The 26,042-nt window shown below is 62.8% G+C and carries 19 protein-coding genes, 2 tRNA genes and 2 pseudogenes; 6 read left to right on the top strand and 17 right to left on the bottom strand.

Annotated features, from left to right (window positions below; genetic code table 11):
• Positions 1-3 precede the first annotated feature (3 nt).
• Positions 4-831: an ammonia-dependent NAD(+) synthetase gene (gene nadE, locus M5G11_RS19195; protein ID WP_273910764.1), complete on the top strand. Its 828-nt coding sequence runs from the start codon at positions 4-6 to the stop codon at positions 829-831.
• Positions 832-939: 108 nt separating this feature from the next.
• On the opposite strand, the gene azu is transcribed toward nadE, so the two are convergent.
• The gene (gene azu, locus M5G11_RS19190; protein WP_273910763.1) at positions 940-1,386 is read right to left on the bottom strand and encodes an azurin; all 447 of its coding nucleotides are present in this window, start codon (positions 1,384-1,386) and stop codon (positions 940-942) included.
• A 352-nt stretch (positions 1,387-1,738) separates the two neighbouring features.
• Between azu and M5G11_RS19185 the strand changes: the two genes are divergently transcribed.
• Positions 1,739-2,326: an LOG family protein gene (locus tag M5G11_RS19185; protein ID WP_273910762.1), complete on the top strand. Its 588-nt coding sequence runs from the start codon at positions 1,739-1,741 to the stop codon at positions 2,324-2,326.
• Here M5G11_RS19185 and M5G11_RS19180 read toward each other — a convergent pair.
• The 10 genes from M5G11_RS19180 to rnr form a co-directional block, all read right to left on the bottom strand.
• Positions 2,323-3,225: a transglutaminase family protein gene (locus tag M5G11_RS19180; RefSeq protein ID WP_273910761.1), complete on the bottom strand. Its 903-nt coding sequence runs from the start codon at positions 3,223-3,225 to the stop codon at positions 2,323-2,325. The genes M5G11_RS19185 and M5G11_RS19180 overlap by 4 nt on opposite strands.
• Positions 3,225-5,711 (bottom strand): circularly permuted type 2 ATP-grasp protein, encoded by a 2,487-nt coding sequence (locus M5G11_RS19175; protein ID WP_273910760.1) that lies wholly within the window; start codon positions 5,709-5,711, stop codon positions 3,225-3,227. Before M5G11_RS19175 ends, M5G11_RS19180 begins: the two co-directional genes overlap by 1 nt.
• Positions 5,712-5,930: 219 nt before the next feature.
• Positions 5,931-8,240 (bottom strand): YgiQ family radical SAM protein, encoded by a 2,310-nt coding sequence (locus tag M5G11_RS19170; RefSeq protein WP_273910759.1) that lies wholly within the window; start codon positions 8,238-8,240, stop codon positions 5,931-5,933.
• A 102-nt stretch (positions 8,241-8,342) separates the two neighbouring features.
• Positions 8,343-9,740 carry a replicative DNA helicase gene (dnaB, locus tag M5G11_RS19165; RefSeq protein ID WP_273910757.1) on the bottom strand — a complete coding sequence of 466 codons (1,398 nt, stop codon included), beginning with the start codon at positions 9,738-9,740 and terminating at the stop codon, positions 8,343-8,345.
• Between the two features lie 110 nt (positions 9,741-9,850).
• The gene (gene rplI, locus M5G11_RS19160; protein WP_045196876.1) at positions 9,851-10,297 is read right to left on the bottom strand and encodes a 50S ribosomal protein L9; all 447 of its coding nucleotides are present in this window, start codon (positions 10,295-10,297) and stop codon (positions 9,851-9,853) included.
• Positions 10,298-10,318: 21 nt separating this feature from the next.
• The gene (locus tag M5G11_RS19155; protein ID WP_273910756.1) at positions 10,319-11,215 is read right to left on the bottom strand and encodes a YybS family protein; all 897 of its coding nucleotides are present in this window, start codon (positions 11,213-11,215) and stop codon (positions 10,319-10,321) included.
• Between the two features lie 36 nt (positions 11,216-11,251).
• Entirely contained in the window at positions 11,252-11,482 is a 231-nt protein-coding gene (gene rpsR / locus M5G11_RS19150; protein WP_002551829.1) for a 30S ribosomal protein S18, read from the bottom strand.
• A 28-nt stretch (positions 11,483-11,510) separates the two neighbouring features.
• On the bottom strand, positions 11,511-11,936 hold the full coding sequence (gene rpsF, locus M5G11_RS19145) for a 30S ribosomal protein S6 (protein WP_273910755.1): 426 nt from the start codon (positions 11,934-11,936) through the stop codon (positions 11,511-11,513).
• Positions 11,937-12,219: 283 nt separating this feature from the next.
• On the bottom strand, positions 12,220-12,972 hold the full coding sequence (gene rlmB, locus M5G11_RS19140) for a 23S rRNA (guanosine(2251)-2'-O)-methyltransferase RlmB (RefSeq protein WP_273910754.1): 753 nt from the start codon (positions 12,970-12,972) through the stop codon (positions 12,220-12,222).
• On the bottom strand, positions 12,969-15,575 hold the full coding sequence (gene rnr, locus M5G11_RS19135) for a ribonuclease R (protein ID WP_273910753.1): 2,607 nt from the start codon (positions 15,573-15,575) through the stop codon (positions 12,969-12,971). Before rnr ends, rlmB begins: the two co-directional genes overlap by 4 nt.
• A gap of 268 nt (positions 15,576-15,843) precedes the next feature.
• Between rnr and M5G11_RS19130 the strand changes: the two genes are divergently transcribed.
• The 4 genes from M5G11_RS19130 (at position 15,844) to M5G11_RS19115 (ending at position 18,867) form a co-directional block, all read left to right on the top strand.
• Positions 15,844-15,930 (top strand) — tRNA-Leu (locus M5G11_RS19130).
• An 81-nt stretch (positions 15,931-16,011) separates the two neighbouring features.
• Positions 16,012-16,098 (top strand) — tRNA-Leu (locus M5G11_RS19125).
• A gap of 190 nt (positions 16,099-16,288) precedes the next feature.
• Positions 16,289-17,302: an extracellular solute-binding protein gene (locus tag M5G11_RS19120; protein WP_273910752.1), complete on the top strand. Its 1,014-nt coding sequence runs from the start codon at positions 16,289-16,291 to the stop codon at positions 17,300-17,302.
• Positions 17,302-18,867 carry an ABC transporter permease gene (locus M5G11_RS19115; RefSeq protein WP_273910751.1) on the top strand — a complete coding sequence of 522 codons (1,566 nt, stop codon included), beginning with the start codon at positions 17,302-17,304 and terminating at the stop codon, positions 18,865-18,867. The genes M5G11_RS19120 and M5G11_RS19115 overlap by 1 nt, the downstream gene beginning before the upstream one ends.
• A gap of 199 nt (positions 18,868-19,066) precedes the next feature.
• On the opposite strand, the pseudogene M5G11_RS27650 reads toward M5G11_RS19115, so the two are convergent.
• The 6 genes and pseudogenes from M5G11_RS27650 to hflK form a co-directional block, all read right to left on the bottom strand.
• Positions 19,067-19,576 (bottom strand): annotated as a pseudogene (locus M5G11_RS27650) (methyl-accepting chemotaxis protein); the annotation flags it as partial.
• 396 nt (positions 19,577-19,972) lie between these two features.
• Positions 19,973-20,185: pseudogene (locus tag M5G11_RS27645) on the bottom strand (methyl-accepting chemotaxis protein); the annotation flags it as partial.
• A gap of 954 nt (positions 20,186-21,139) precedes the next feature.
• Entirely contained in the window at positions 21,140-22,432 is a 1,293-nt protein-coding gene (locus tag M5G11_RS19105) for an adenylosuccinate synthase (protein WP_273910749.1), read from the bottom strand.
• 54 nt (positions 22,433-22,486) lie between these two features.
• The gene (locus tag M5G11_RS19100) at positions 22,487-23,674 is read right to left on the bottom strand and encodes an ATP phosphoribosyltransferase regulatory subunit (RefSeq protein WP_273910748.1); all 1,188 of its coding nucleotides are present in this window, start codon (positions 23,672-23,674) and stop codon (positions 22,487-22,489) included.
• A 275-nt stretch (positions 23,675-23,949) separates the two neighbouring features.
• On the bottom strand, positions 23,950-24,819 hold the full coding sequence (hflC, locus tag M5G11_RS19095) for a protease modulator HflC (RefSeq protein WP_273910747.1): 870 nt from the start codon (positions 24,817-24,819) through the stop codon (positions 23,950-23,952).
• Positions 24,819-25,985 carry an FtsH protease activity modulator HflK gene (gene hflK / locus M5G11_RS19090; protein WP_273910746.1) on the bottom strand — a complete coding sequence of 389 codons (1,167 nt, stop codon included), beginning with the start codon at positions 25,983-25,985 and terminating at the stop codon, positions 24,819-24,821. The genes hflC and hflK overlap by 1 nt, the downstream gene beginning before the upstream one ends.
• Positions 25,986-26,042 lie beyond the last annotated feature (57 nt).

The following is a 26,042-nucleotide window of genomic DNA, read 5'->3' as shown; positions in this document are numbered from 1 at the left end:
CCCATGCAAGCCGTCCAGCGAGAGATTGCGCAGCAGCTCAAGGTCCAGCCGCCGTTTGCCGACGCCGCTGCGTTGCAGGCCGAGGTGGCCCGTCGCGTGGCCTTCATCAAGCAGTGCCTGAACAATGCCCGGCTCAAGACCCTGGTACTGGGGATCAGCGGCGGCGTGGATTCGCTGACCGCCGCACTGCTGGCGCAGCGGGCGATCAATGAACTGCGCAGCGAGACGGGCGATCAGGCCTACTGCTTTATCGCCGTACGCCTGCCCTATCAGGTGCAGCATGACGAGCACGATGCCCAGGCCTGCCTGGAGGTGATCAAGCCGGATGAGCTGCACACGGTGGACATCGCCCCGGCGGTGCGGGCATTGGCTGCTGAAGTGAAGGCCCTGGAAAACGGCAAGCCGACGCTGGTCGACTTCGTGGTGGGCAATACCAAGGCGCGCATGCGCATGGTGGCGCAGTACACCATTGCCGGGGCACGTGGCGGCCTGGTGATCGGCACGGATCATGCGGCGGAGGCGGTGATGGGCTTCTTCACCAAGTTCGGCGATGGCGCGTGCGACCTGGCGCCGTTGAGCGGGCTGGTGAAACACCAGGTACGGGATATCGCGCGCAGCTTTGGCGCACCGCAATCACTGGTTGAGAAAGTGCCGACGGCAGACCTGGAAGACCTGGAGCCGGGCAAGCCGGACGAAGCCTCGCACGGGGTCAGCTATGTGCAGATCGATGCGTTCCTGCACGGGTTGCCGGTGAGCGAGGAAGCGTTCGAGATCATCACCAGCACGTACCAGAAGACCCAGCACAAGCGCGTACAGCCGTTCGCCCCATAACAATGTGGGAGCCGGCCTTGCCGGCGATGGGCTGCAAGGCAGCCCCCTGGCAAGGCTGTCACCTTGCATCGCCGGCAAGGCCGGCTCCCACAGAGTTCAGGCGACTGATTACTTCAGGGTAACAGTGCCTTTCATCATCGAGATGTGGCCTGGGAACGAGCAGAAGAAGCCGTACTTCTCGCCGGCAGCCAGCTTGGACACATCGAAGCTCACCGAATCCTTCTCGCCGGCACCGATGATCTTGGTGTGGGCGATCACGCGGGCATCACCTTCCTTCAGGTACTGCTTGTCGATACCGGCGCTCAGGCCGTCGGTGGCGATTGGCTGCATGTCAGCGTCTTTGCTGATCACCAGGTTGTGGCCCATGACGTTCTTCGGCAACGAACCGGAGTGGGTCAGTTCAACGGTGAAGGTCTTGCAGCTCTTGTCGATCACGATGTCCTTGGTGTTGAAGGACATCTGGTCGGTGGAATCAACAGTGACCTTGCAGTCGGCGGCAAACACCTGGGCACTGGCGAGGGTCAGCAAAGATACGGCTACAACTTTGGCAAACATCGTGAATCTCCATGGCAGGGTTTTTTATCAATGTGCAGACTGCCTGAAACCGCACGGCAGACCCCTGATATGGGTCAAGCACTGGCCTTTAGCGCCAGGCAGTCATTTTGTTCTATGGATTGTATACAGGAAATCTAAGTGCTCATCATGCGCCATTCCCGGAGGATGAGACAACCTCTCACTTAGGAGTAATTTCCCATGACCTTCAATAGTCTGATGCGCAGCCTGCTTGCGGCCTATGCCTGTGGCGCCAGCGGCTGCGCCATGCAATTCACCCGTCCCGAATGACGCGCCACTTGGAAGCGCCGGGCCTGCACCGTACTCTGTGGCGGAATTCGATCCGGAGTCAGTCATGTCCCTACGTTCCGTTTGTGTGTTCTGCGGTGCCAGCACCGGCAGCAACCCCGCCTACCGCGAGGCGGCCATCGCCCTCGGCCAAAGCATCGCCCAGCGCGGCCTGACCCTGGTCTACGGCGGCGGTGCCGTCGGCTTGATGGGCATCGTCGCCGATGCCGCCCTGGCCGCTGGCGGTGAAGTGGTCGGGATCATTCCCGAAAGCCTGAAGAATGCCGAAATCGGCCACCCCGGCCTGACCCGCCTGGAGGTGGTCGACGGCATGCACGCACGCAAGGCGCGCATGGCCGAGCTGAGCGATGCGTTCATCGCCCTGCCCGGCGGCCTGGGTACGCTGGAAGAACTTTTCGAAGTCTGGACCTGGGGCCAGCTCGGCTACCACGGCAAGCCGCTGGGCCTGCTGGAGGTCAACGGCTTCTACGAGAAGCTCACCGGCTTCCTCGACCATGTGGTGGAAGAAGGCTTCGTGCGCAGCCAGCACCGCGCGATGTTGCAGGTCAGCCCCGAGCCGTCGGCGTTGCTGGATGCACTGGATGCCTGGCAGCCCCTGGCCCCGCCAAAATGGGCGGATGAAACGCCGCGCTAACCCTCTTCCGCGTCCAGCGGCAGTACCGTGACCTGCACCTCGGGGTCATGGCTGCCGCCGCCGAGAATCACCCCGCGCAGAGGCGACACATCGGAAAAATCCCGGCCCCAGGCCAGGGTGATGTGCTCCAGCGCGGGGCGCAGGTTGTTGGTGGGGTCGAAGTCCACCCAGCCCTGCCCCGGACAAAACACCGAAACCCAGGCATGCGATGCGTCGGCACCGATCAGCCGTGCCTGCCCGGGTGGCGGCCGGGTCAGCAGGTAGCCGCTGACGTAACGCGCCGCCAGGCCGCGTGAGCGCAGGCAGGCAAGCATCAGGTGGGCGAAGTCCTGGCAGACCCCGCGACGACGCTCCAGCACCTCCAGCAATGGCGTAGCGACCTGGGTCGCGCCGGCATCGAAGGTGAATTCGCGAAAGATCTTCTCCATCAAGGCCTGCACACCGAGCAGCAGTGGTTGGCCTGCGGGGAAACACGGCGCGGCAAACAGCTCCAGACGTTGCTTGAGCCGCACATAGGGCGACTCGAAGCGGTAACGGCAGGCTTCCAGCAGTTCTGCGGCCATTGGCTGGCCGCTGTATGCCAGCATCGCGCGGGCCTGCTCCCAGGCCAGCGAGCCCGCCAGGTCCGGCTGCGGCCGAGCCAGCACCTCAACTTCGACCTGCGTACTCACCCGCAATGCTTCGTGCTGGCGCTCCAGCGCCAGCCGGGTCAGCGGGTTGCCGAACACATCGGTTTCGTCACGCCGCCGCGTCGGGGCCGGGTCAACCTCCATCACCTTGCGCTCGCACACTTGCCAGGCACACGGGCGTGGCCACAGGTGCACCAGTTGCTGTGCCAGCGACACCGGGCTGTCATAGCGGTAATGGGTCGCGTGAAGAACCCGGTAGCGCGCGCTCATCAGGCAGACACCGTTTGCTGGCTAATGTCGTCGACATGGGCGAAATGGCGCAGTGCCAGACGCTCGGAGGCCTGGACACTGGCCTGCGCAATGCCTTCGAGCAGCTCGGCCAGCCCATCCAGTACGGCACGCACACTGGCTTCGCCAAACAGCGGGTTCTCCAGGCTGCCCAGGTCGAAGTGCCGCAACCGTGCGGCGAACACGGCCAGTGCCGGCTCCTGAGGCGTGCCGAACTCCTCGCCCAGGCGCCCCAGCGAACGCAGCAGCAACTTGAGCTGGAACTGCACCGCGTGCGGGTTCTGCTCATCGAGCAGGAGCAGGTCCAGCACCGGGATCAACTGCGCCACCGCCAGGTAGCGCGAGCGGTAGGTGATGCTGCTGTTGCCAAGCTCCAGCAGCCACTCCAGGCCTTCCTGATCGAACGCCCCGGGGCCTCGCAGGAAGGTCGCGAGGCTGGTGCTCAGCGATGCCAGGCGCTCGATGCGCCGGCCGGTCATGAGGAAGCGCCAGCCTTCATCACGGGTCATGTCGTCCAGGGCAAAGCCGGACAGCGCCGCCAGTGACATCACCAGGTGGTTGAGGAACTCCAGCAACTCGCTGAAATCCGCGTATTCGTCATCCAGCATCTGGGCATCACGCTGCAATTCGACCAGGGCCTGCCAGTTCTCTCGCGAGAGCTTGCCGCGCACCTGGCCGGCGGCCCATTGCAAGCGCTGCAGGTTGGCCCGCAGGCTGAACGTCCAGGCCGGATCGAGCAAGGCCGCACGCATGCGCTCGGGCAGTGGGCCATCGGCCGGCAGCAGCGAGATGTTCTCGGCCAGCGCAACCGCCGCGGCCAGGGCCTGCGGGTCATCACCATCCAGGTAGCGGCTGAGCAGGATGCGCAGCAAGCGCGCGCTGGCATCGCAACGTTCGCAGTAGCGGCCGAACCAGAACAGGTTTTCCACCACCCGCGATGGTAGGTACGGGTCCTGGCGGATCACATCGGCCACCCCCAGGTTACGGCTGGCCTGCCACTGCTCACCCACCGGCGCGCGTTCGCCAAGTACCCAGGTGTCCTTGCTGGCGCCACCGCGCTGCATCGACACCACTTCGGCATCGGCCAAAGCAGCCACCCGGGTCAAGCCACCGGGCAGGACCCGATAGCCGTCGGCACTGGCCACGGCGTACACGCGCATGCCAACGGGGCGTGCCAGCACACAGCCCTGATCCGCCTGCCAGACCGGCGCCTGGGACAGCTGGGCCAGTTCCTGGGCGACATAGGCATAGGGCCGCGCCTGGATGCGCGCGGCCAGCGCCTGGCGTTGTGCGCCATCGAGGTCGCGGCCGAACACGGCGGCAAAACTCTGCGAGGGAAACGCCGGCTTGATCAGCAGTTCCCCGAGTTTTTCCAAGGCCTGGGCCATGGCTTGCGGCTCGCCGCACCACCAGGTGGCAATCGAGGGCAGGCTCAAGCTTTCAGCGAACAGCCGCTGGTTGATTGCCGGCAGGAAGCCCAGCAGGCCGGGGGACTCCAGCACCCCGCTGCCCAGTGCATTGGCGACCAGCACCCGGCCCTGGCGCACGGCATCCAGCAGGCCCGGCACGCCGAGCGTCGAATCGGTGCGCAGCTCCAGCGGGTCGCAAAAATCATCGTCGAGCCGGCGCAGGATCGCATGCACCCGGCGCAACCCGCCGAGGGTCTTCAGGTAGACGGTAGCGTCGCGCACGGTCAGGTCGCTGCCCTCGACCAGCGGGTAGCCCAGCTGGCGGGCCAGGAACAAGTGCTCGAAATAGCTTTCGTTGAACCGGCCTGGTGTCAGCAGCACCACCAGCGGGGCTTCCTGGCCGCTCGGTGCAAGGCGCTGCAAAGTTTGCTGCAGGGTGCGGAAGTAGCCGGCCAGGTGCTGCACGTTGAGGTCGCGGTACGGGTCGGGGAAGGTGCGCGCCACAATGGTGCGGTTCTCCAGGGCATAGCCGGCGCCTGAAGGTGCCTGGGTGCGATCGGCGGTGACCCACCAGCGCCCGTCGGGGCCACGGGCGAGGTCGACGGCGTAGACATGCAGGTAGGTGTTGTCCGGCACGTTGATGCCCTGGCAGGGCCAGAGAAAATTGTTGTGGCCATGGACCAGTTCGGCAGGTAGCAGGCCGTCGGCGATCAGTTGTTGCGGGCCATACAGGTCGGCCAGCACGGCATTGAGCAGACGCGCTCGCTGGGCCACACCGGCCGCCAGCTGCTGCCATTCGGCGGCGGGTATCAGGTGCGGCAGCAGGTCCAGCTCCCAGGGGCGGTCCGTGCCTTCGGGGTCGGCGTAGATGTTGTAGGTGACGCCGTTTTCTTGCAACTGCCGGTCAAGCAGGGCCTGGCGCTGGGCCAGTTGAGCCGGGCCACTGCGTTGCAGCTGGGCGAACAACGGCTGCCAATGCGCGCGCACGCTGCCATCGGCTTCAAGCAGCTCGTGGTAGGTGGTGGCGCTCAGGGGATAGGCATCAAGCAGGTCGGCCATGGCAGGGCTCGGTGACAGCTATTGGGCTCAGGGTAGCGCAAGAGTTGTGCCATGGGGGAATGGGCACTGGAGGGGAGAACCCTTGCAACTGCTTGGGGAAGTAACTGTCCTGCACTGACCACTGTGGGAGCTGGCCTTGCCAGCGATCGACCGCAAAGCGGTCGCCAACCGTGCTGGCCTCATCGCCGGCAAGGCCGGCTCCCACAGTGAGTATTTGGATCAGCGCGGGAAGGCTGGCTGGCGTGCCGGCTTTTTCTTGCCCTTGCCTGCGCCGCCCTTGGCGGCATCCTTGCGTGCCTTGGCCGCTTCCTGGCTACGGGCGAATGCCGCCGCCTTGGCCTCTTCACGCTTGTCCCACGGCTTGGCACCATCGCTGGCACGCGGCGGCAAACCAGTGTGCTGGGTCAGGATCTTCTGATCCTTCGCCACCTTGTGGCTGCCCGCCGGCGTCGAGTTCTTGCGCCGTGCACTCTGGTAGGTGTCGGTCGCTGGCTGATGCAGCGGGATCAACTGGTTCTTGCCCGGCCCAATCAGGTCGGCACGGCCCATGCGCTCCAGCGCCTCACGCAGCATCGGCCAGCCCTTCGGGTCGTGATAGCGCAGGAACGCCTTGTGCAACCGGCGCTGCTCTTCACTCTTGACGATGGTGACCGAGTCGCTCTTGTAGGTGACCTTGCGCAGCGGGTTCTTGCCGGAGTGGTACATGGCGGTCGCCGACGCCATTGGCGAAGGGTAGAACGCCTGCACCTGGTCGGCACGGAAGCCATTGCCCTTGAGCCACAGGGCCAGGTTCATCATGTCTTCGTCGGTGGTGCCCGGGTGCGCCGCGATGAAGTACGGGATCAGGTATTGCTCCTTGCCCGCCTCTTTCGAGTACTTCTCGAACATGCGCTTGAAGCGGTCATACGAACCGATGCCCGGCTTCATCATCTGGTTCAGCGGGCCTTCCTCGGTGTGCTCCGGGGCGATCTTCAGGTAACCACCCACGTGGTGGGTCACCAGCTCCTTCACATACTCCGGCGACTCGACCGCCAGGTCGTAACGCAGGCCCGAGGCGATCAGGATCTTCTTCACCCCCGGCAACGCACGGGCGCTGCGGTACAGCTTGATCAGCGCCGAGTGGTCGGTGTTCAGGTTCGGGCAGATGCCCGGGAACACACACGACGGCTTGCGGCACGCAGACTCGATCTCCGGGCTCTTGCAGGCGATGCGGTACATGTTCGCGGTCGGCCCGCCGAGGTCGGAAATCACCCCGGTGAAGCCCGGCACCTTGTCGCGGATCTCTTCGATCTCGCGAATGATCGATTCGTGGGAACGGTTCTGGATGATCCGCCCTTCGTGCTCGGTGATCGAGCAGAAGGTGCAGCCACCAAAGCAGCCACGCATGATGTTTACCGAGAAACGGATCATGTCGTAGGCCGGGATCTTCTCCTTGCCATACGCCGGGTGCGGAATGCGCGCATAGGGCATGCCGAACACGTAGTCCATCTCTTCGGTGGTCATCGGGATGGGCGGCGGGTTGAACCAGACGTCCACTTCGCCATGCTTTTGCACCAGCGCACGGGCGTTGCCCGGGTTGGTTTCCAGGTGCAGCACGCGGTTGGCGTGGGCATAGAGCACCGGGTCGTTACGGACCTTCTCGAACGATGGCAGGCGGATGACCGTCTTGTCACGGGTCATGCGCGGGCTGGCCAGCAGCTGGACCACCTTGGCTTCGTTCGGGTCTTCGACCGGGCCCTTCTCCTGCTCGATGGCGCAGGCCTGGGTGTCCTGGGTGTTCACGTACGGGTTGATGATCTTGTCGACCTTGCCCGGACGGTCGATACGCGTGGAGTCCACCTCGTACCAGCCTTGCGGCGTGTCACGACGGATGAACGCGGTGCCGCGGATATCGGAAATGTCTTCGACCTTCTCGCCATGGGACAGGCGCTGGGCGACTTCGACAATCGCGCGTTCGGCGTTGCCGTAAAGCAGGATGTCGGCACAGGCGTCGATCAGGATCGAGTGGCGGACCTTGTCCTGCCAGTAGTCGTAATGCGCGATCCGGCGCAGCGAAGCCTCGATGCCGCCGAGTACGATCGGCACATTCTTGTAGGCTTCCTTACAACGCTGGCTGTACACCAGGCTGGCGCGATCCGGGCGCTTGCCGGCCAGGCCGCCTGGGGTGTAGGCGTCGTCGGAGCGGATCTTCTTGTCGGCGGTGTAGCGGTTGATCATCGAGTCCATGTTGCCGGCCGCGACACCGAAGAACAGGTTCGGCTCGCCCAGCTTCATGAAGTCGTCCTTGGACTGCCAGTTCGGCTGGGCAATGATGCCCACGCGGAACCCCTGGGCTTCCAGCAGACGACCGATGATGGCCATGCCGAACGACGGATGGTCGACGTAGGCATCCCCGGTCACGATGATGATGTCGCAGGAATCCCAGCCGAGCTGATCCATCTCCTCCCTGCTCATGGGCAGGAAAGGCGCTGGCCCGAAGCATTCGGCCCAGTACTTGGAGTAGTCGAAAAGTGGTTTGGCTGCTTGCATGTCAGTGACCGGTTTTTAATGTGCAGGAAAATCGCGGGCGCGGAATATAGCACAAAAATTGACCAAATCCGACGTTAAAGGTCGGATTTGCTCTCAGCGCGCTTACTCGTCGTCGTCGAAGTTGTAACTGCCCGGCGCGAGGTTTTCGAAGCGTGTGTACTTGCCGATGAACGCCAGGCGGATAAAGCCGATCGGGCCGTTCCGCTGTTTGCCGATGATGATCTCGGCAATGCCCTTGTGCTCGGTCTCCGGGTGATACACCTCGTCACGATAGACGAACATGATCACGTCGGCGTCCTGCTCGATTGCACCGGATTCACGCAAGTCGGAGTTCACCGGGCGCTTGTTCGGGCGCTGCTCCAGGGAACGGTTCAACTGCGACAGGGCGATGACCGGGCAGTTGAATTCCTTGGCCAGGGCCTTCAGGGAACGCGAGATCTCGGAAATCTCGTTGGTCCGGTTGTCGCCGCTGGAGCCGGGGATCTGCATCAATTGCAGGTAGTCGATCATGATCATGCCGATCTCGCCGTGCTCACGCACCAGGCGGCGCGTACGCGCGCGCATCTCCGAGGGGCTGATGCCGGCGGTATCGTCGATGAACAGCTTGCGGTCGTTGAGCAGGTTGACCGCCGAGGTCAGGCGCGGCCAGTCGTCGTCGTCCAATTGACCGGAACGCACCTTGGTCTGGTCGATACGCCCGAGCGAGGACAGCATACGCATGATCAGCGATTCGCCTGGCATCTCGAGGGAGTACACCAGGACGGTCTTGTCGCTGCGCAGTACTGCGTTTTCCACCAGGTTCATCGCGAAGGTGGTCTTACCCATCGACGGACGGCCGGCGACGATAATCAGGTCAGCCGGTTGCAGGCCGCTGGTCTTCGCGTCGAGGTCGGTGTAGCCGGTGGAGATACCGGTGATGTCACTGTCGGAGTTGAACAGCGTGTCGATCCGGTCGATGGCCTTGGTCAACAGCTCGTTGACGCCCACCGGGCCGCCGGTCTTGGGCCGTGCTTCGGCGATCTGGAAGATCTGCCGTTCGGCTTCGTCAAGAATCTCGGCGGCATTGCGCCCCTGCGGGTTGAAGGCGCTGTCGGCGATCTCGCTGCTGATGCTGATCAGTTGGCGCAGCGTGGCACGTTCGCGCACGATCTGCGCATAGGCCTTGATGTTGGCCACCGACGGGGTGTTCTTGGCCAGCTCGCCGAGGTAACCCAGGCCGCCGATCTGCGTACTCAGCCCTTCCTTGTCCAGCTGCTCGTGCAGCGTGACCACGTCGAAGGGGGTGTTGAGGTCGGCCAGCTTGTGGATTGCCCGGAAGATCAGGCGGTGGTCATGCCGGTAGAAGTCGCCGTCGGAAACTTGATCGAGCACTCGCTCCCAGGCGTTGTTGTCCAGCATCAAGCCACCGAGCACAGCCTGTTCGGCCTCGATGGAATGCGGCGGCACCTTCAGGGCAGCGGTTTGCAGATCATATTGCTCGGGGGCGGTAATCTCGTTCATGGCCACTTGGAAATCAGGGTATTGAGAAAAACAAAGGGCACGACCTGCAAAGCAGGATCGTGCCCGATGTTAACCGTCTGGCACCCAGGGTGCCAGTCGATTGGTCCAGCTTAGGCTGCGACAACAACCACGCGAACGGTAGCTTCAACGTCGCTGTGCAGGTGCACGGCTACGTCGTATTCGCCAACGTTACGGATGGTGCCGTTCGGCAGACGAACTTCAGCTTTAGCCACTTCAACGCCGGAGGCGGTCAGGGCATCAGCGATGTCGTGGGTGCCGATCGAACCGAACAGCTTGCCTTCGTCACCGGCGGTGGCAGTGATAGTCACTTCCAGCTCGGCCAGTTGGGCAGCGCGGGTTTCAGCCGAAGCTTTTTTCTCTGCAGCCAGTTTTTCCAGCTCAGCACGACGCTCTTCGAACGCAGCCAGGTTGGCAGCGGTAGCAGCGGTGGCTTTGCCGAATGGCAGCAGGAAGTTACGACCGTAACCGGCCTTAACATTTACCTTGTCGCCCAGGTTGCCCAGGTTGGCGACTTTTTCCAGCAGGATCAGTTCCATTTGGTAAAAACCTCTTAACTTTTAACCTTCACCGTTCGCGGAACCGTTATCGGTGTCGTTCGACACCCGGCGCCCGCGAAAATTAATCAGGCTGTCGACAATGGCCAAGACCACGAGCAACGGATAGGTCAGCTGCATGAACAGCACCAGCGTTACGTACAACCCCACCAGCCAGAACCTGGACAGTCGCTTTTGCGCGACCAGCCCGTGAATCAGGGCTAGGCCGGCAAACACCAGCGGCACACTGCACAACGGCGTCAACATGGCCATCTGTGGACCGAAATTCGGCCCGATGAGCATGCACGCCAGCAGTACCAACGCTGGCAGCAGCGGCAGGCGAACGTCGCGAAACTCGCGCCCGAAGCCTCCCGGGTTATACAAACTGGCTTGCCAGTAGCGACCCAACATCAGGGCCATCACACTGACTGCCTGCATCAACGCTGCAATCAGGCCGGTAAGCACCGGTGCAATAAGGCCGCCAAGGCGGGCCCGCTCCTCTACCGACAATTGTTGGTAGAGCCCGTCGAGCATTTGCGGCAGGATTTTTTCAATCGCTTGCGCCAATGCCTCGATCGGTTCGCGGAACACCGAACCCAGAACAACCCCGTACACCAGGCCCCAGGCGATGCTGAACAACAGCACCCGGTTCCAGGAGTGCCCGGCACGCAATACAGCGGCCAGACCCAGCGTCCCCAGCAACACCATCAAGGTGCGCGGTTCGCCGAAGAACCACCAGGCCAACGCCGGCAATAACGCCCAGGCGAGGATCCCGGAGGCATCCTTGAAACCACGCCGCAGCAGCACAAGGCTGCCAGCAGCGGCACTCAACCAGAACAACAGCGGCAATGCCGCACAACCAACGACCACCAAGGTGGCCTGCACGCGACCGCGCATGATGAAATCAGCTAACGCCCGCATGCATTCATTCCCTTGCTACTTGTCGACGACCCGGTCTCAGCGGCCGTGGCTGTCGGTGTAAGCCAGCAGGGCCAGGAAGCGGGCGCGCTTGATAGCGGTAGCCAGCTGACGCTGATAACGAGCTTTGGTACCGGTGATACGGCTTGGAACGATCTTGCCGGTTTCGGATACGTAAGCTTTCAGGGTGTTGAGATCTTTGTAATCGATCTCTTTCACGTCTTCAGCAGTGAAGCGGCAGAATTTACGACGACGGAAGAAACGTGCCATGTAATAGGCTCCTCAAAAGGTCCGTGGATTACTCGTCAGCGTTATCGCTGTTGTCGCTGTTGTCGCTGTCATCGCCATCGGCGGAGTCAGCGTGCTCAGGACGGTCGCGACGCTCACGGCGCTCACTGCGGTTTTCTTCAGCCTTGAGCATCTCGGACTGGCCAGTAACGGCTTCGTCGCGACGGATGACCAGGTTACGGATCACGGCATCGTTGTAGCGGAAGTTGTCTTCCAGCTCGGCCAAGGCCTTGCCAGTGCACTCAACGTTCAGCATCACGTAGTGAGCCTTGTGAACATTGTTGATTGCGTAGGCCAGTTGACGACGGCCCCAATCTTCCAGACGGTGGATTTTGCCGCCGTCTTCTTCGATCAGCTTGGTGTAACGCTCAACCATGCCGCCGACTTGCTCGCTCTGGTCAGGGTGGACCAGAAAGATGATTTCGTAATGACGCATGAATGCTCCTTACGGGTTGTAGTCTGCCACCAGGGTGGTCAGACAAGGAGTGAATGACACTGTATGTCTTGCCTGGGTACCGGAGGCACATGCGCGCCTACCTGTACGGCAAGGGGCGCAATTGTAGAGAAGGGCCGGGCCACACGCAAGGCAATTGGTGAATATTTGTACAACTTAAACGCATCGCGGGACCAGCCCGCCCCCACTGGGCCTGCTGCAGCTTTCAAGGCTTGCAGGGGCTCTGTGGGAGCCGGCTGGCCCCGCGATTGGCTGCAAAAACAACTCAGCCCTTGGCTTTGGCCTGGCGCTGACGCACGGCTTCGAACAGGCAGATGCCCGTCGCCACCGAGACGTTGAGGCTGCTGACACTACCGGCCATCGGCAGCTTCACCAGGTAGTCACAGTGCTCGCGAGTCAGGCGGCGCATGCCCTTGCCCTCGGCACCCATGATCAGGATGGTTGGGCCGGTCATGTCCTGCTGGTAGATTTCCTGCTCTGCCTCACCCGCCGTGCCGACGATCCACAGGCCGCGCTGCTGGAGTTTCTCCAGGGTGCGCGCCAGGTTGGTCACCGCCACCAGCGGAATCACTTCCGCCGCGCCGCACGCCACTTTACGCACCGCAGGGGTCAGGGTTGCCGACTTGTCCTTGGGCACGATCACCGCCAGCGCACCGGCCGCATCGGCGGTACGCAGGCAGGCACCGAGGTTGTGCGGGTCGGTCACGCCGTCCAGCACCAGCAACAGTGGCGCGCCTTCGGAGCGATCAAGCAGCTCTTCGAGCATCGCCTCGCCCCACACCTGGCTCGGGCTTACCTCGGCGACAACGCCTTGGTGCACGCCTTCAACCCAGGCATCCATCTCGCGACGCTCGGCCTGGCCGACCGTCACCCGGTTTTGCGCAGCCAGCTCCAGCAGCGGCTGGACCCGCGGGTCGTTGCGACCCTCGGACAGCCAGATCTGCTTGACCCGCTTGGGGTGATGCCGCAACAGGGCTTCTACGGCGTGAACGCCGTAGATCTTTTCCAACTGACTCATGACTTGGCCTTGGGTTTACGTGAAGCGGAACCGGCTTTCGGCGGCCCCTTGCGATGCTTGGTCGGCTTACCCGACGGCTTGGCCGCCTTGCTGGCTGCGCCACCGTTCTTGGCATCGGCCATCAGCGCCTTCTTCATTTCCCGGCTCTTGCGAACTTCGGCGTTGTTCTCCGCCGCCTGGGAAGGGAAATAGGCTTCGGCAGTTTCTTTTTTCTTGCTGGTGCGACGCGCAGGCTCGGCAGTGGCCGCAGCGGGTGCCGGGGCCGGTGCTTGCTTGGCCGAATGCGGCGCAGCTTTTACCGGGGCCGTCGAGTCACGCGCATCACGATTCTTGCGACCGATAGGCGCATTGAGGGTCTTTTCAGCCACCTCGAAATCGATCTTGCGCTGCTCCAGGTCTACCCGCATGACCTTCACTTCCACCGTGTCGCCCAGGCGGAAGCTACGACCGGTGCGTTCGCCCGCCAAGCGGTGATGCACTGGATCGTAATGGTAGTAATCACCCGGCAGCGCACTTACGTGGCACATGCCTTCGACGTAGATGTCGGTCAGCTCGATGAACAGGCCGAAACCGGTCACCGCAGTGATCACACCCGGGAAGGTCTCGCCAACGCGATCCTTCATGTACTCGCACTTGAGCCAGTTGACTACGTCACGGGTGGCTTCGTCGGCGCGGCGTTCGCTCATCGAGCACTGCTCGCCCAACTGCTCCAGGGTGTTTTCGTCGTACGGGTAGATCCGCGCTTTCGGAATGGTCATCGCACCGGCACGCTTGACGTGCGGGGTTTCCTGACGCGAGCGGATCACACTGCGAATGGCGCGGTGGGTCAGCAGGTCCGGGTAACGACGGATCGGCGAAGTGAAGTGGGTGTACGCCTCATAGTTCAGGCCGAAGTGGCCATTGTTCTCGGCGCTGTACACCGCCTGGCTCAGCGAGCGCAGCATCACGGTCTGGATCAGGTGGAAGTCCGGGCGATCAGCGATCTGCGCCAGCAAGGCCTGGTAATCCTTGGGCGACGGGCCGTCCTTGGATTTCTGCAGGCTCAAGCCCAGCTCACCGAGGAAGGCTCGCAGTTTTTCCAGGCGCTCCGGCGGCGGGCCGTCGTGCACCCGGTACAGGGCCGGAATCTCGTGCTTCTTGAGGAATTCGGCGGTGGCCACGTTGGCGGCGAGCATGCACTCTTCGATCAACTTGTGCGCATCGTTGCGAATAGTTGGGCGAATCTCGGCGATCTTGCGCTCGGAACCGAAAATGATCCGGGTTTCCTGGGTTTCGAAGTCGATGGCGCCACGTGCGTGACGGGCGTCGAGCAACACCTTGTACAGCGCATAGAGCTGCTTGAGGTGCGGCACAACCCCGCTGTATTCATCGCGCAGGGCCTTGCCTTCACGGGTGCGGGCCTGCTCGAGCATGCTGCTGACCTTGTTGTAGGTCAGGCGGGCATGGGAGTGGATCACCGCTTCGTAGAACTGGTAGTCGACCATCTGGCCGGACTTGTTGATGGTCATTTCACAGACCATCGCCAAACGGTCGACGTGCGGGTTCAGCGAGCACAGACCGTTGGAGAGTTCTTCAGGCAGCATCGGGATGACGCGCTCGGGGAAGTACACCGAGTTGCCGCGCACCTGGGCTTCGGCATCCAGGGCAGAGCCCAGGCGCACGTAGCTCGAAACGTCGGCAATGGCCACGTACAGGCGCCAGCCACCGGAGAACAGGCGCAGTTTGCCCAGGCTCTCGCAGTAGACCGCATCGTCGAAGTCGCGGGCGTCTTCGCCGTCGATGGTGACGAACGGCAGGTGGCGCAGGTCGATGCGCTTTTCCTTGTCCTTCTCTTCGACTTCCGGCTTGAGCTTGCGTGCTTCCTTGATCACCGCTTCAGGCCAGACATGCGGGATGTCGAAGCTGCGCAGCGCCACGTCGATTTCCATGCCCGGCGCCATGTAGTTGCCGATCACTTCAACGATGTCGCCCTGCGGCTGGAAGCGCGGGGTTGGCCAGTGGGTGATCTTCACCTCGACGAACTGACCGATCTTCGCAGCACCGCTGCGCCCCGGCGTGACCAGCACTTCCTGCTGGACCTTGGGGTTATCCGGGGTCACGAAGCCGATGCCGCCTTCTTCGAAGTAGCGGCCGACGATGGTTTCGTGGGCGCGGGAGATCACTTCGACGATGACGCCTTCACGACGGCCGCGGCGATCAACGCCGGAAACCCGGGCCAGCGCCCGGTCGCCATCGAACACCAGGCGCATTTGCGCCGGGCTGAGGAACAGGTCTTCAGTGCCGTCGTCCGGGATCAGGAAGCCGAAACCGTCGCGGTGGCCGGAAATGCGACCGAGGATCAGGTCCAGCTTGTCCACCGGGGCATAGGTGCCACGCCGGGTGTAGATCAGCTGGCCGTCACGCTCCATGGCGCGCAGGCGGCGACGCAGGGCTTCAACCTGGTCCTCGGTGGTCAGGCCGAATTCTTCCACCAGCTGTTCGCGTGCGGCGGGAGAACCGCGCTCGTCGAGACGCTGCAGGATCAGCTCACGGCTAGGAATGGGGTTTTCGTATTTTTCCGCTTCACGAGCGGCCTCGGGATCGAGGGACTGCCAATCGGCCATTAGGAAAGGTTCACCTTTGTCTATATACGGGTTAGTTTGGCATAGGCGCATTGAAACCGGAAATATAGAGCTTGGACAGCCCTGTCAAGCCACCCTGAGTGCCGCCAAAACTGCACACGGAACAATGACTTGAAAAATTTCAGATTTTTTCCGAACGGGGCTTTACAGCCTCCTGAGGCATCCGTATAGTGCGCACCACAACGACGGACGCCGTCGTGACAGTTGAGAAGCGGAAGGATGTCAACATCCTGGTAGCCTCAGCGAAATTGCCCAGATGGTGAAATTGGTAGACACGCCAGCTTCAGGTGCTGGTGACCTTACGGTCGTGGAAGTTCGAGTCTTCTTCTGGGCACCATATTTCAAATTGCAGATCGCTTCATGGGTCTGGAATTAACGCAACACGCTACACTGTTTCTTGTTACAAAGCTTCAAATTTGCCCAGATGGTGAAATTGGTAGACACGCCAGCTTCAGGTGCTGGTGACCTTACGGTCGTGGAAGTTCGAGTCTTCTTCTGGGCACCATATTCTAGAGAAACCCGCGAAAGCGGGTTTTTTTATGCCTGCGATTTACCCCTCCCCCACTTGCAGCACAAAACTGCCCCCATTTGAACCGATAGCCTGCTCATGAATTTCGCCTCAGGGGCGTACTTGAGAAACCATATCGTTTATCATTGTTTCAAGATTTGTAGCCCGCAAGCGAGGAAGTACCCGCATGACGATCCGCAATAACCCGATTGTGCGCGGCCTGGCCGTTTCGCTGTTTGGCCTGGTGCTCGGCGCACCGGCCGCCCTGGCCGCCGACCCGGTGACCCTGACCCTCTACAATGGTCAGCACAAGGAAATCGGCGAAGCCATCGCCAAGGCCTACGAGGCCAAGACCGGCATCCACATCAATATTCGCAAGGGCAGCAGCAACCAGCTGGCCAGCCAGATCGAGGAAGAAGGCGCCCGCTCCCCGGCCGACGTCATCTACACCGAAGAATCGCCTCCGCTGAACAACCTTGGCGAAAAAGGCCTGCTGGCCAAGATCGACGACAGCACCCTGCAAGTGCTGCCCAAGGAATACGTCGCCAGCAACGGCACCTGGATGGGCGTGACGGCACGTACCCGCGTGGTGGCCTTCAACCCGAAAGTAATCGCCGAAACCGACCTGCCGCCCTCGGTCATGGATTTCGCCAACCCTGAATGGGACGGCAAGATCGGCTTCGTCCCGACCAGCGGTGCATTCCAGGAGCAGGCCGTGGCCATCCTCAAACTGCACGGGCGTGATGCTGCCGAAGAATGGCTGACTGGCCTCAAGGCCTTCGGCAAGACCTACACCAACAACATGGTTGCACTTAAAGCCGTGGAAAACGGTGAAGTCGCTGCCGTGCTGGTGAACAACTACTACTGGTACGCCCTGAAGAAAGAGCGCGGCCAGCTGGACTCGAAACTGTACTACCTGGCTGACGGTGACGTTGGCGGCCTGGTGACCATCTCCAGCGCTGCAGCGGTGAAAGCCAGCAAGCATCCGCAGGAAGCCCAGGCACTGCTCGCCTGGATGGCCAGCGAAGAAGGCCAGCGGGTGATCACCCAGACCACTGCCGAGTACCCGCTGCACAAGGGCATGGTTTCCGACCAGGGCCTGAAGCCGTTCGAAGACCTGCGTCCGCCGAAGATCACCCCAGCCGACCTGGGCAATGCCGAAGAAGCCCTGGAGCTTGAACGCGAAGTCGGCCTGCTCTGATGAGTGCCGCGCTGCCTGAACAGGCGTTATCCCGCTTCGTACCCCGGCGCAAGCGCCCTTCGATCTGGGTGGTGCTGCCGGTGCTGTTCCTGGTGTGCCTGAGCCTGCTGCCGCTGGCCTATGTCAGCCTCAAGGCGTGGCAGGCAGGTTGGCATGAAGCGTTTCGTCTGCTCTGGCGGCCGTTCGTCTGGGGCCTGATGAAGAACACCCTGATGCTGATGGCCGGGGTGACGGCGGCGTGCATGGTGATCGGCCTGGCCCTGGCCTGGCTGCTGGAGCGCAGTGACCTGCCAGGGCGGCGCCTGTGGGGGGTGATCCTGTGCCTGCCATTCGCCGTGCCGGCCTTTGTCAGCGGATTTACCTGGGTGTCGCTCAGCCCGCGCTTCGAAGGCCTGGGTGGAGCAATCCTGGTGATGGCCCTGTCCAAGTACCCGCTGGTGTTCCTGCCGGTGGCGGCCACCCTGCGCAACCTCGATACCTCCCTGGAGGAGTCGGCCCGCACGCTGGGCTTCAACCGCTGGGGCGTGTTCAGGAAAGTGACACTGCCGCCGCTGTGGCCATCGATTCTCGGTGGCAGCCTGCTGATCGCCCTGCACATGCTGGTGGAGTTCGGCGCGCTGTCGATCCTTGGCCTGCAGACCTTCACCACGGCGATCTACCAGCAGTTCGAGCTGGAGTTCAGCAACGCCAATGCGGCGATGCTCTCGGCGGTATTGCTGTTCATGTGCCTGATGCTGCTGTGGTTCGAATTGAAGGTGCGTGGCAAGGCCCGGCATGTGCGGATTGGCCAGGGCGTGGCACGCCGCGCCGCGCCGATTCGCCTGCGTGGCTGGACGCCGCTGGCGCAGTTGTTGTGCCTGGTGCTGGCCTTGCTGGGCAGCGGTATCCCGCTGGGGATGCTAGGTTACTGGCTGAGCGTCGGCTCATCGGCAGCCTTCCCGGTGGCGGCGATCAGCGAGGCGCTGTTCACCTCGCTGTCGTTGTCGCTGGGCGGCGCCGGGGTGAGCTTGCTGCTGGCCTTGCCGGTGAGCTTCCTGGTGGTGCGCTACAAAGGCAAGCTGGCGATCTGGGCCGAGCGCCTGCCTTACCTGCTGCACGCGCTGCCGGGGCTGGTGATCGCCCTGACACTGGTGTATTTCGCCCTGCACTATGTGCCGGCGATGTACCAGACCACCGGGTTGCTGCTGCTGGCCTATGCGCTGCTGTTCCTGCCGCTGGCCCAGGCGCCGGTGCGCACGGCGCTGACCAAGGCGGCGCCACAGCTGGAAGAGGCGGCGCGCACGCTGGGCGCGACCTCGTTCACGGCGTTCTGCCGGGTGACCCTGCCGATCATCTTCCCGGCACTGGCGGCAGCGTTTGCGCTGGTGTTCCTGGATGCGATGAAGGAGCTGACGGCGACCCTGCTGTTGAGCCCGACCGGGATGACCACGCTGGCGACCGAGGTGTGGGCACATACCGCCAACGTCGAGTTCGCGGCGGCGGCGCCTTATGCGGCGTTGTTGATTGTGGTGTCGGGGTTGCCGGTGTATCTGCTGACCACCCGGATGTACCTCAACCGGGCCTGAGAATATCTGTAGCCGCTGCCGGTAGGCTGCGCTGGAGCCCGCGAGGGCTCCCAAGGGCGGCGCCTGCGTTGCAGGCGAGCGCAGCCTGACGGCAGCGGCTACATAGAAGCGTAGGGCCGAATGGGGAGCTCAGCCCCTCGGTCAAGAGTCCAGCCACCACCACTCAGTCGGCTGCACCCCACAGGGAAAAGGCATCACCTCAAGCCCTGAACTGCCCCAGGCTGGCCTTCAGTTGGCCCGCCAGATCATCCAGCACCTTGCTGCTCGCCGTGGTCTGCATCACTACCTGCGCCGCCCGCTCAGCCTGGGCATGAATCGTCTCGACCCGGCCTCGCACCGCTTGCGCACCCTGTGCCTGCTGCTCGGCCGCCCGCGTCGCCAGCCCGATGGCTGCGTGCACCTGCTCTACCGAGGCCTGCACGCTCTGCTGCACGCGCGCATTGTCACGCAGCACCAACAACCCTTCGCTGGCCTGACGCCCAGCCTGGCTGATCACCGCCACTGCCTCCTTGGCCCCCTGCTGCAAGGCACCGATATGCGCCTGGATATCGCCAGTGGAACTCTGCGTCTTGCTCGCCAGCGCCCGCACTTCATCCGCCACCACCGCAAAGCCACGCCCGGTCTCGCCGGCACGCGCCGCTTCAATCGCCGCGTTCAAGGCCAACAGGTTCGTCTGCTCGGCAATGCCATGGATCACCGTCAGCACCACCTCGATCTGCTCGCTCTGCTCAGCCAGCCGCTCGATCACCTTGGAGCCGGTCTGCACCTGCCCCGCCAGCGTCTCGATCAACGCCGCGACCTGCGCCGAGGTCCGGCTGTTCTCGTCAGTAGCCCGACGAATATCCACCACCTGCTGCAAGGCCGCCTGCATCGCCTGGCTTTCCGCCTGGGCCTCGTCGGCCATGGTCGACAACGCACGCAGGCTCTCGGCTACTTCATCGCGCTGCAGCTCGGCGGCAGCATCAGCTCCGGCATTACGCTGGGTCATGGTGCCAATCTCGATGCCGGTACGTTGGGCAACCTCCCCCGCCTCACGCACGATCGGCTGCAACTTGTCGACGAACTGGTTGACCGCCTTGGCCATGTCGCCAATCTCGTCGCGGCTGTCGATCTGCACGCGCTTGGTCAGGTCGCCCTCACCCGCCGCCAAATCGTTCAACGCGGTAATCAGCAAACGCAGCTTGTTCACTACGCGTTGGCCCAGCACCACCGCCACCACCAGCAACACCCCCAGGCCGACCAGCGCCAGGCCGAGGCCGATATTCCAACGCAGGGCGGCTGCCGCCTCCTGAACGCTCTGCGTGGTGTTGGCCTGCATGCCCGCGGCACTGGCCTGCGCAGCTTCCAGGCGCGCACGCAGGGCCTTGTTGCTGTCGGCCGCCGCACCTACCAGGCTGTCGGCAACCAGCTGGTCACCACTGGCGATCAGCGCGGAGAAACGCTGGTCCAACGCCATCAGCTCGTGTTCGACAGAGGCTGTGGACACCCCCATCAATACCTTGCCGATCTCGACCCCATTGGGGTTGACCGAGGCCTCGACGAAGTACACTGATGGATCGCTGCGCGCGGCGTCCAGTACCTTGTCCAGCGCCCGCTCGCCCTTACCTTTTTCCAGCAAAGCCTGGTTGATCGGGTTCTGCCGGTTCAGGTAACGGGTCAGGTGCTCACCCTGGGCGTCGTCGTACACCACGAACAATACGTTGGGATTGCGCTGGGCACGCCGGGAAAATTCCGAGAGCGTCGGCACGTCGTTGTCCCACATGGCGCGCGGGGCAACAGAGGCGAGCAACTCGGCCATGTCGTTGGCCGAGTCCTTGAGGTTCTTCTCAAGGGTAGTGCGCAGTTGCGCCTGCTCGTCGCCAAGACGCGCCGACAAACCGGTGGTCAGGCGCTGGCGAGTGCTCGAGGACAGGCTGTCGAGCCCGGAGCTGACCTCCTGCCCCGCCTGCTCCAACTCAGCCGACAGCTTCTGGCTGTCCGCACCCAGGCGATTGCCCAGATCGGCCTCCAGCGCAGTGACCGTGCTCCGTGTCAGCGCAACGGCAACCAGCACCTGCACCAAAAGAGCGATACCAAGGGCAACAAAGACAGGCCGCAATAGGCGGCTTCGTAACAGTGAGAGAACGGCAGACACAAAAGAACCCTCTACTTCTGGGGCCATTATAGTGATGGCATCCCTGGAGCGATTCTTACAGCAAAGGTTGTGCCGAACAGCAGGCAGAAACGACAAAGGCCCCTATAAAGGGGCCTTTGTGTTTACACAGAACGTGTATCAGGCAAACGGATGACGCAGCACGATGGTCTCGTTGCGGTCCGGGCCAGTGGAGATGATGTCGATCGGCGCGCCGACCAGCTCTTCCACACGCTTGATGTAGGCACGGGCGTTAGCCGGCAGTTCTTCCAGGGTCTTGGCACCCAGGGTCGACTCGCTCCAGCCCGGCATGTCTTCGTACACCGGCTCCAGGCCGATGTAGCTGTCGGCATCGGTCGGTGCGTCGATGACCGCGCCGTTCTCGTTCTTGTAGCCAACGCAGATACGGATGGTTTCCAGGCCGTCCAGCACGTCCAGCTTGGTCAGGCACAGGCCCGAGATGCTGTTGACGTCGATGGCGCGACGCAGGATGACGGCATCGAACCAGCCGCAACGGCGGGCACGGCCGGTGGTAGCACCGAACTCGTGGCCACGCTTGGCCAGGAAGGCACCAACGTCATCGAACAGTTCGGTCGGGAACGGGCCGGAACCTACACGGGTGGTGTAGGCCTTGGTGATACCCAGGATGTAGTCCAGGTACATCGGACCAACGCCCGAACCGGTAGCGATGCCGCCAGCAGTGGTGTTGGAGCTGGTGACGTACGGGTAGGTACCGTGGTCGATGTCCAGCAGCGAGCCCTGGGCACCTTCGAACATGATGTCCTTGCCGGCGCGACGCAGGTTGTGCAGCTCAGCGGTGACGTCGAGCATCATCGGCTTGAGCAGCTCGGCGTATTCCATGCACTCGTCCAGGGTCTTCTGGAAGTCGATGGCCGGCTCTTTGTAGTAATTGACCAGCTGGAAGTTGTGGTAGTCCAGCAGCTCACCCAGCTTGGCGGCGAAACGCTCGCGGTGGAACAGGTCACCGATGCGCAGGCCACGACGGGCGACTTTGTCTTCGTACGCCGGGCCAATGCCGCGACCGGTGGTGCCGATCTTCAGCTCGCCACGGGCTTTCTCGCGGGCCTGGTCCAGGGCCACGTGGTAGGACAGGATCAGCGGGCAGGACGGGCTGATACGCAGGCGCTCGCGCACCGGTACGCCTTTCTCTTCCAGCTTGGTGATCTCGCGCAGCAGGGCGTCGGGAGCAACCACCACACCGTTGCCGATCAGGCACTGCACGCCTTCGCGCAGGACGCCCGACGGGATCAGGTGAAGTACGGTTTTCTCACCGTCGATCACCAGGGTGTGACCCGCGTTGTGGCCACCTTGGTAGCGCACTACGGCGGCAGCATGTTCGGTCAGCAGATCAACGATCTTGCCTTTGCCCTCATCACCCCATTGGGTGCCCAGGACTACGACATTCTTACCCATAACACTTGTCCTCATTCGCGCAAACTTGGCGCCGGCTCGTGCCGGCGGGAAATCTCAAATGGTCAGCGGCAGAACCTGCCAAGACCCGTTTTGCTGAATCAATTGCCGATCGCAGTCCGCCTCGATGGCGGCTTTAGCCGGCTGCCCAGGCAAGGCCTGGACCACCCGCTGACCCTCACTGCGCAATTGGCAGACCAACTGCCAGAGTGCCGTATCGCTGCTGTCGGGCATCCAGATCCCGCCAGACGGCAACACGACCTCGGCTCGCCCCAGTGTGACCAGGGTCTTCAAATCCGTGGAGAAGCCCGTGGCGGGACGTGCCCGGCCAAAGTCTGCTCCGATGTCGTCGTAACGACCGCCCTGGGCGATCGACTGACCAACACCCGGGACGAACGCGGCAAACACCACACCGGTGTGGTAGTGGTAGCCACGCAGCTCGCCCAGGTCGAAATACAACGGCAGGTCCGGGTACCGCGCGGCCAACCGGTCGGCAATCGCCAGCAGGTCATCCAGCGCAGCCAGTACCGCAGCCGGCGCACGGCCCAGGCGCACGCGCGCCTCGGCCAGCACTTCGCGGCTACCGCACAGCTCGGTCAGCGAACGCAGCATGCTCGCCAGGTCCGCCGGCAAATCGGCGGTCAGGGCGATCACTTCGTCGACGGCCTTGCGCTGCAGGGCATCGAACAGCTGCTGCTCGACCGCAGCCGGCAGGCTCGCGGCACGGGCCAGGCCACGGTAGATCCCGACATGCCCGAGGTCCATGTGCACATCCGGCACGTCGGCCAGTTGCAGCATGGCCAGCATCAGGCTGATCACCTCGACGTCACTGACCGGGCTCGCATCGCCATACAGCTCGGCACCGAGCTGGATCGGGCTGCGCGAGGTCGACAGCGCACGCGGTTGGGCGTGCAGCACGCTACCGGCGTAGCACAGGCGGCTCGGGCCTTCACGGCGCAGGGTGTGCGCATCGATGCGCGCCACCTGTGGCGTGATGTCGGCCCGGAAGCCCATCTGCCGGCCCGATTGCGGGTCGACGACCTTGAAGGTACGCAGGTCCAGGTCCTGGCCGGCACCGGTGAGCAGCGATTCCAGGTACTCGATATGCGGGGTTACGACGAACTCGTAGCCCCAGCTCTGGAACAGATCCAACACCTGACGACGCGCGATTTCGATACGCGCCGCCTCAGGTGGCAGTACTTCTTCGATGCCATCTGGCAGCAGCCAGCGGTCTACCGTTGCCATTACGCCATTTCCCCTTGGTCCGGGCGGCCTGTCCACAGGCGAGCCTTGAGTAAAGCAGGTGTCGGCAAACTATGGCGCGCAGCACCGATTCCAGCGCTACCGCCGTACCTACACCCTCGAATAACCTGATTTGCACTGCCTTCGTGGGCCGCGCTGCAGCCAATCGATCTTGCAGACGCAAAAAAGCCGGGAATTTCCCGGCTGCCGCATCATACACCCGTTTTCACGCGGGATCACCCCACCAGACGTTTTAGCCGCCCGGCGGGGTGCTCAGCTTACGGTTTGACCTTGCCCATGAACTTGAAGAACTCGCTGCTCGGGTCGAGCACGAGTACATCAGACTTCTCGGCAAAGCTCTCACGGTAGGCTTTCAGGCTACGCGTGAACGCGTAGAACTCCTGATCCTGGCCGTAAGCCTTGGCGTAGATCGAAGCGGCCTGGGCGTCGCCGTCACCGCGGGTCTCTTCAGACTCACGATAGGCTTCAGCCAGCAGTACACGGCGCTGACGGTCGGCATCGGCACGAATACCTTCGGCCAATTCGTTACCCTTGGCGCGGTGTTCGCGGGCTTCACGCTCACGCTCGGTGCTCATACGCTCGAACACGCTGCGGTTTACTTCCTTGGGCAGGTCGATGGCCTTGACGCGAACGTCGACCACTTCAATACCCAGTTCCTTGCTGGCCATGCGGTTCAGCGAGGCGGTGATGTCAGCCATCAACGCGTCACGCTCACCGGAGACCACTTCGTGCAGGGTGCGCTTACCAAACTGGTCACGCAGGCCGCTTTCCAGACGACGCGACAGACGCTCGTCGGCAATCTGCTTCATACCCGAGGTAGCGGTATAGAAGCGCTCGGCGTCCTTCACCCGCCATTTGGCGTAGGCATCAACCATCACCGCCTTCTTCTCCAGGGTCAGGAACCGCTGGGTCGGAGCGTCAAGGGTCATCAGCCGGGCGTCGAACTTGCGCACCTGGTTAACGTACGGCACTTTCACGTGCAGGCCAGGCTGGACATCGGCCTGGACCACGCGACCGAATTGCAGCAGTACTGCGCGTTCGGTCTGGGACACAATGTAGAAGCTGTTCCATGCCACGATCGCCAGCACCACGCCAACGATCAGGGCGATCAGCGATTTATTGCTCATCAGCGGCTCTCCCTAGTACGCAGTTCGCGGCTCTGCTGTTGCTGGTCCGCTGCTGCGCGATTGGCCGCATCGTTGGCCGATGGCGGCACGCTGCTGACCGGGGCTGCGCCCGAACGGCTGCTGTCGATCATCTTGTCCAGCGGCAGGTAGAGCAGGTTGCTCTGGCCGTCCTTACCGGAAACCAGGACCTTGCTGGTGTTGCTGTAGACTTCCTGCATGGTGTCCAGGTACAGACGCTGACGGGTAACTTCAGGCGCCTTGCGGTACTCGGCTACCAGCTTGGTGAAGCGGTCGGCCTCACCCTTGGCACGGGAGATCACTTCATCGCGGTAGCCATTGGCATCCTCGATGATGCGCTGCGCCTGACCACGGGCTTCCGGCACCACGCCATTGGCGTAGGACTCGGCCTGGTTACGCGCACGCTGCTCGTCTTCACGGGCACGGATCACGTCATCGAAGGCTTCCTGCACTTCACGCGGGGCTGCCGCGCTCTGTACGTTCACCTGGGTAACGGTGATACCGGTACGGTAGGTGTCGAGGAAGCGTTGCAGACGCTCCTTGATCTCGACAGCCATCTGCTCACGGCCTTCGGTCAGCACCTTGTCCATCGCGGTGGAACCCACCACGTGGCGCAGCGCACTGTCGGTCGCGTGTTGCAGGCTGACTTCAGGCTGGTCGACGTTCAGGACGAAGTCCTGCAGGTTGCTGATCTTGTATTGCACGGTCAGCGGCACCTCGACGATGTTCTCGTCTTCGGTCAGCATCTGCCCCTGCTTGGTATACGCACGCTCACGCGTCACGTTTTCCATGTACTTGCGATCAATGGGCGGGAAGTAGATGTTCAGGCCCGGGCCTACGGTTTCGTAGTATTTACCGAAGCGCAGGACAACTGCCTGCTCCTGTTCATCGACAACGTACACGGCGCTGTACAGCCAGATGGCTGCCAATACGGCCAGGCCGACACCGAGCAGGCCGAAGCCAGCGCCCTTGCCGCCACCGCTGTCGCCACCACGTTTTTTGCCACTGCCGAACATGCCGTTCAGGCTATCCTGCAGCTTGCGGAAGGCCTCGTCGAGATCCGGTGGCCCTTTCTTGTCGCCACCGCCGCGGCGACCACCCCAAGGATCCTGATTGTTCGAGTTGCCACCCGGCTCATTCCAAGCCATAGCGCTCTCCATCTGATAAAGCAAAGACGCGCCCACGGCGCGCCGTCCAATGCTACA

The sequence above is a fragment of the Pseudomonas fontis genome, assembly GCF_028656955.1.
GTDB classification, from domain to species: Bacteria; Pseudomonadota; Gammaproteobacteria; order Pseudomonadales; family Pseudomonadaceae; genus Aquipseudomonas; species Aquipseudomonas fontis.
Note: the sequence above shows the minus strand (reverse complement) of the source record. Positions and strands in the feature narration are given on the sequence as shown.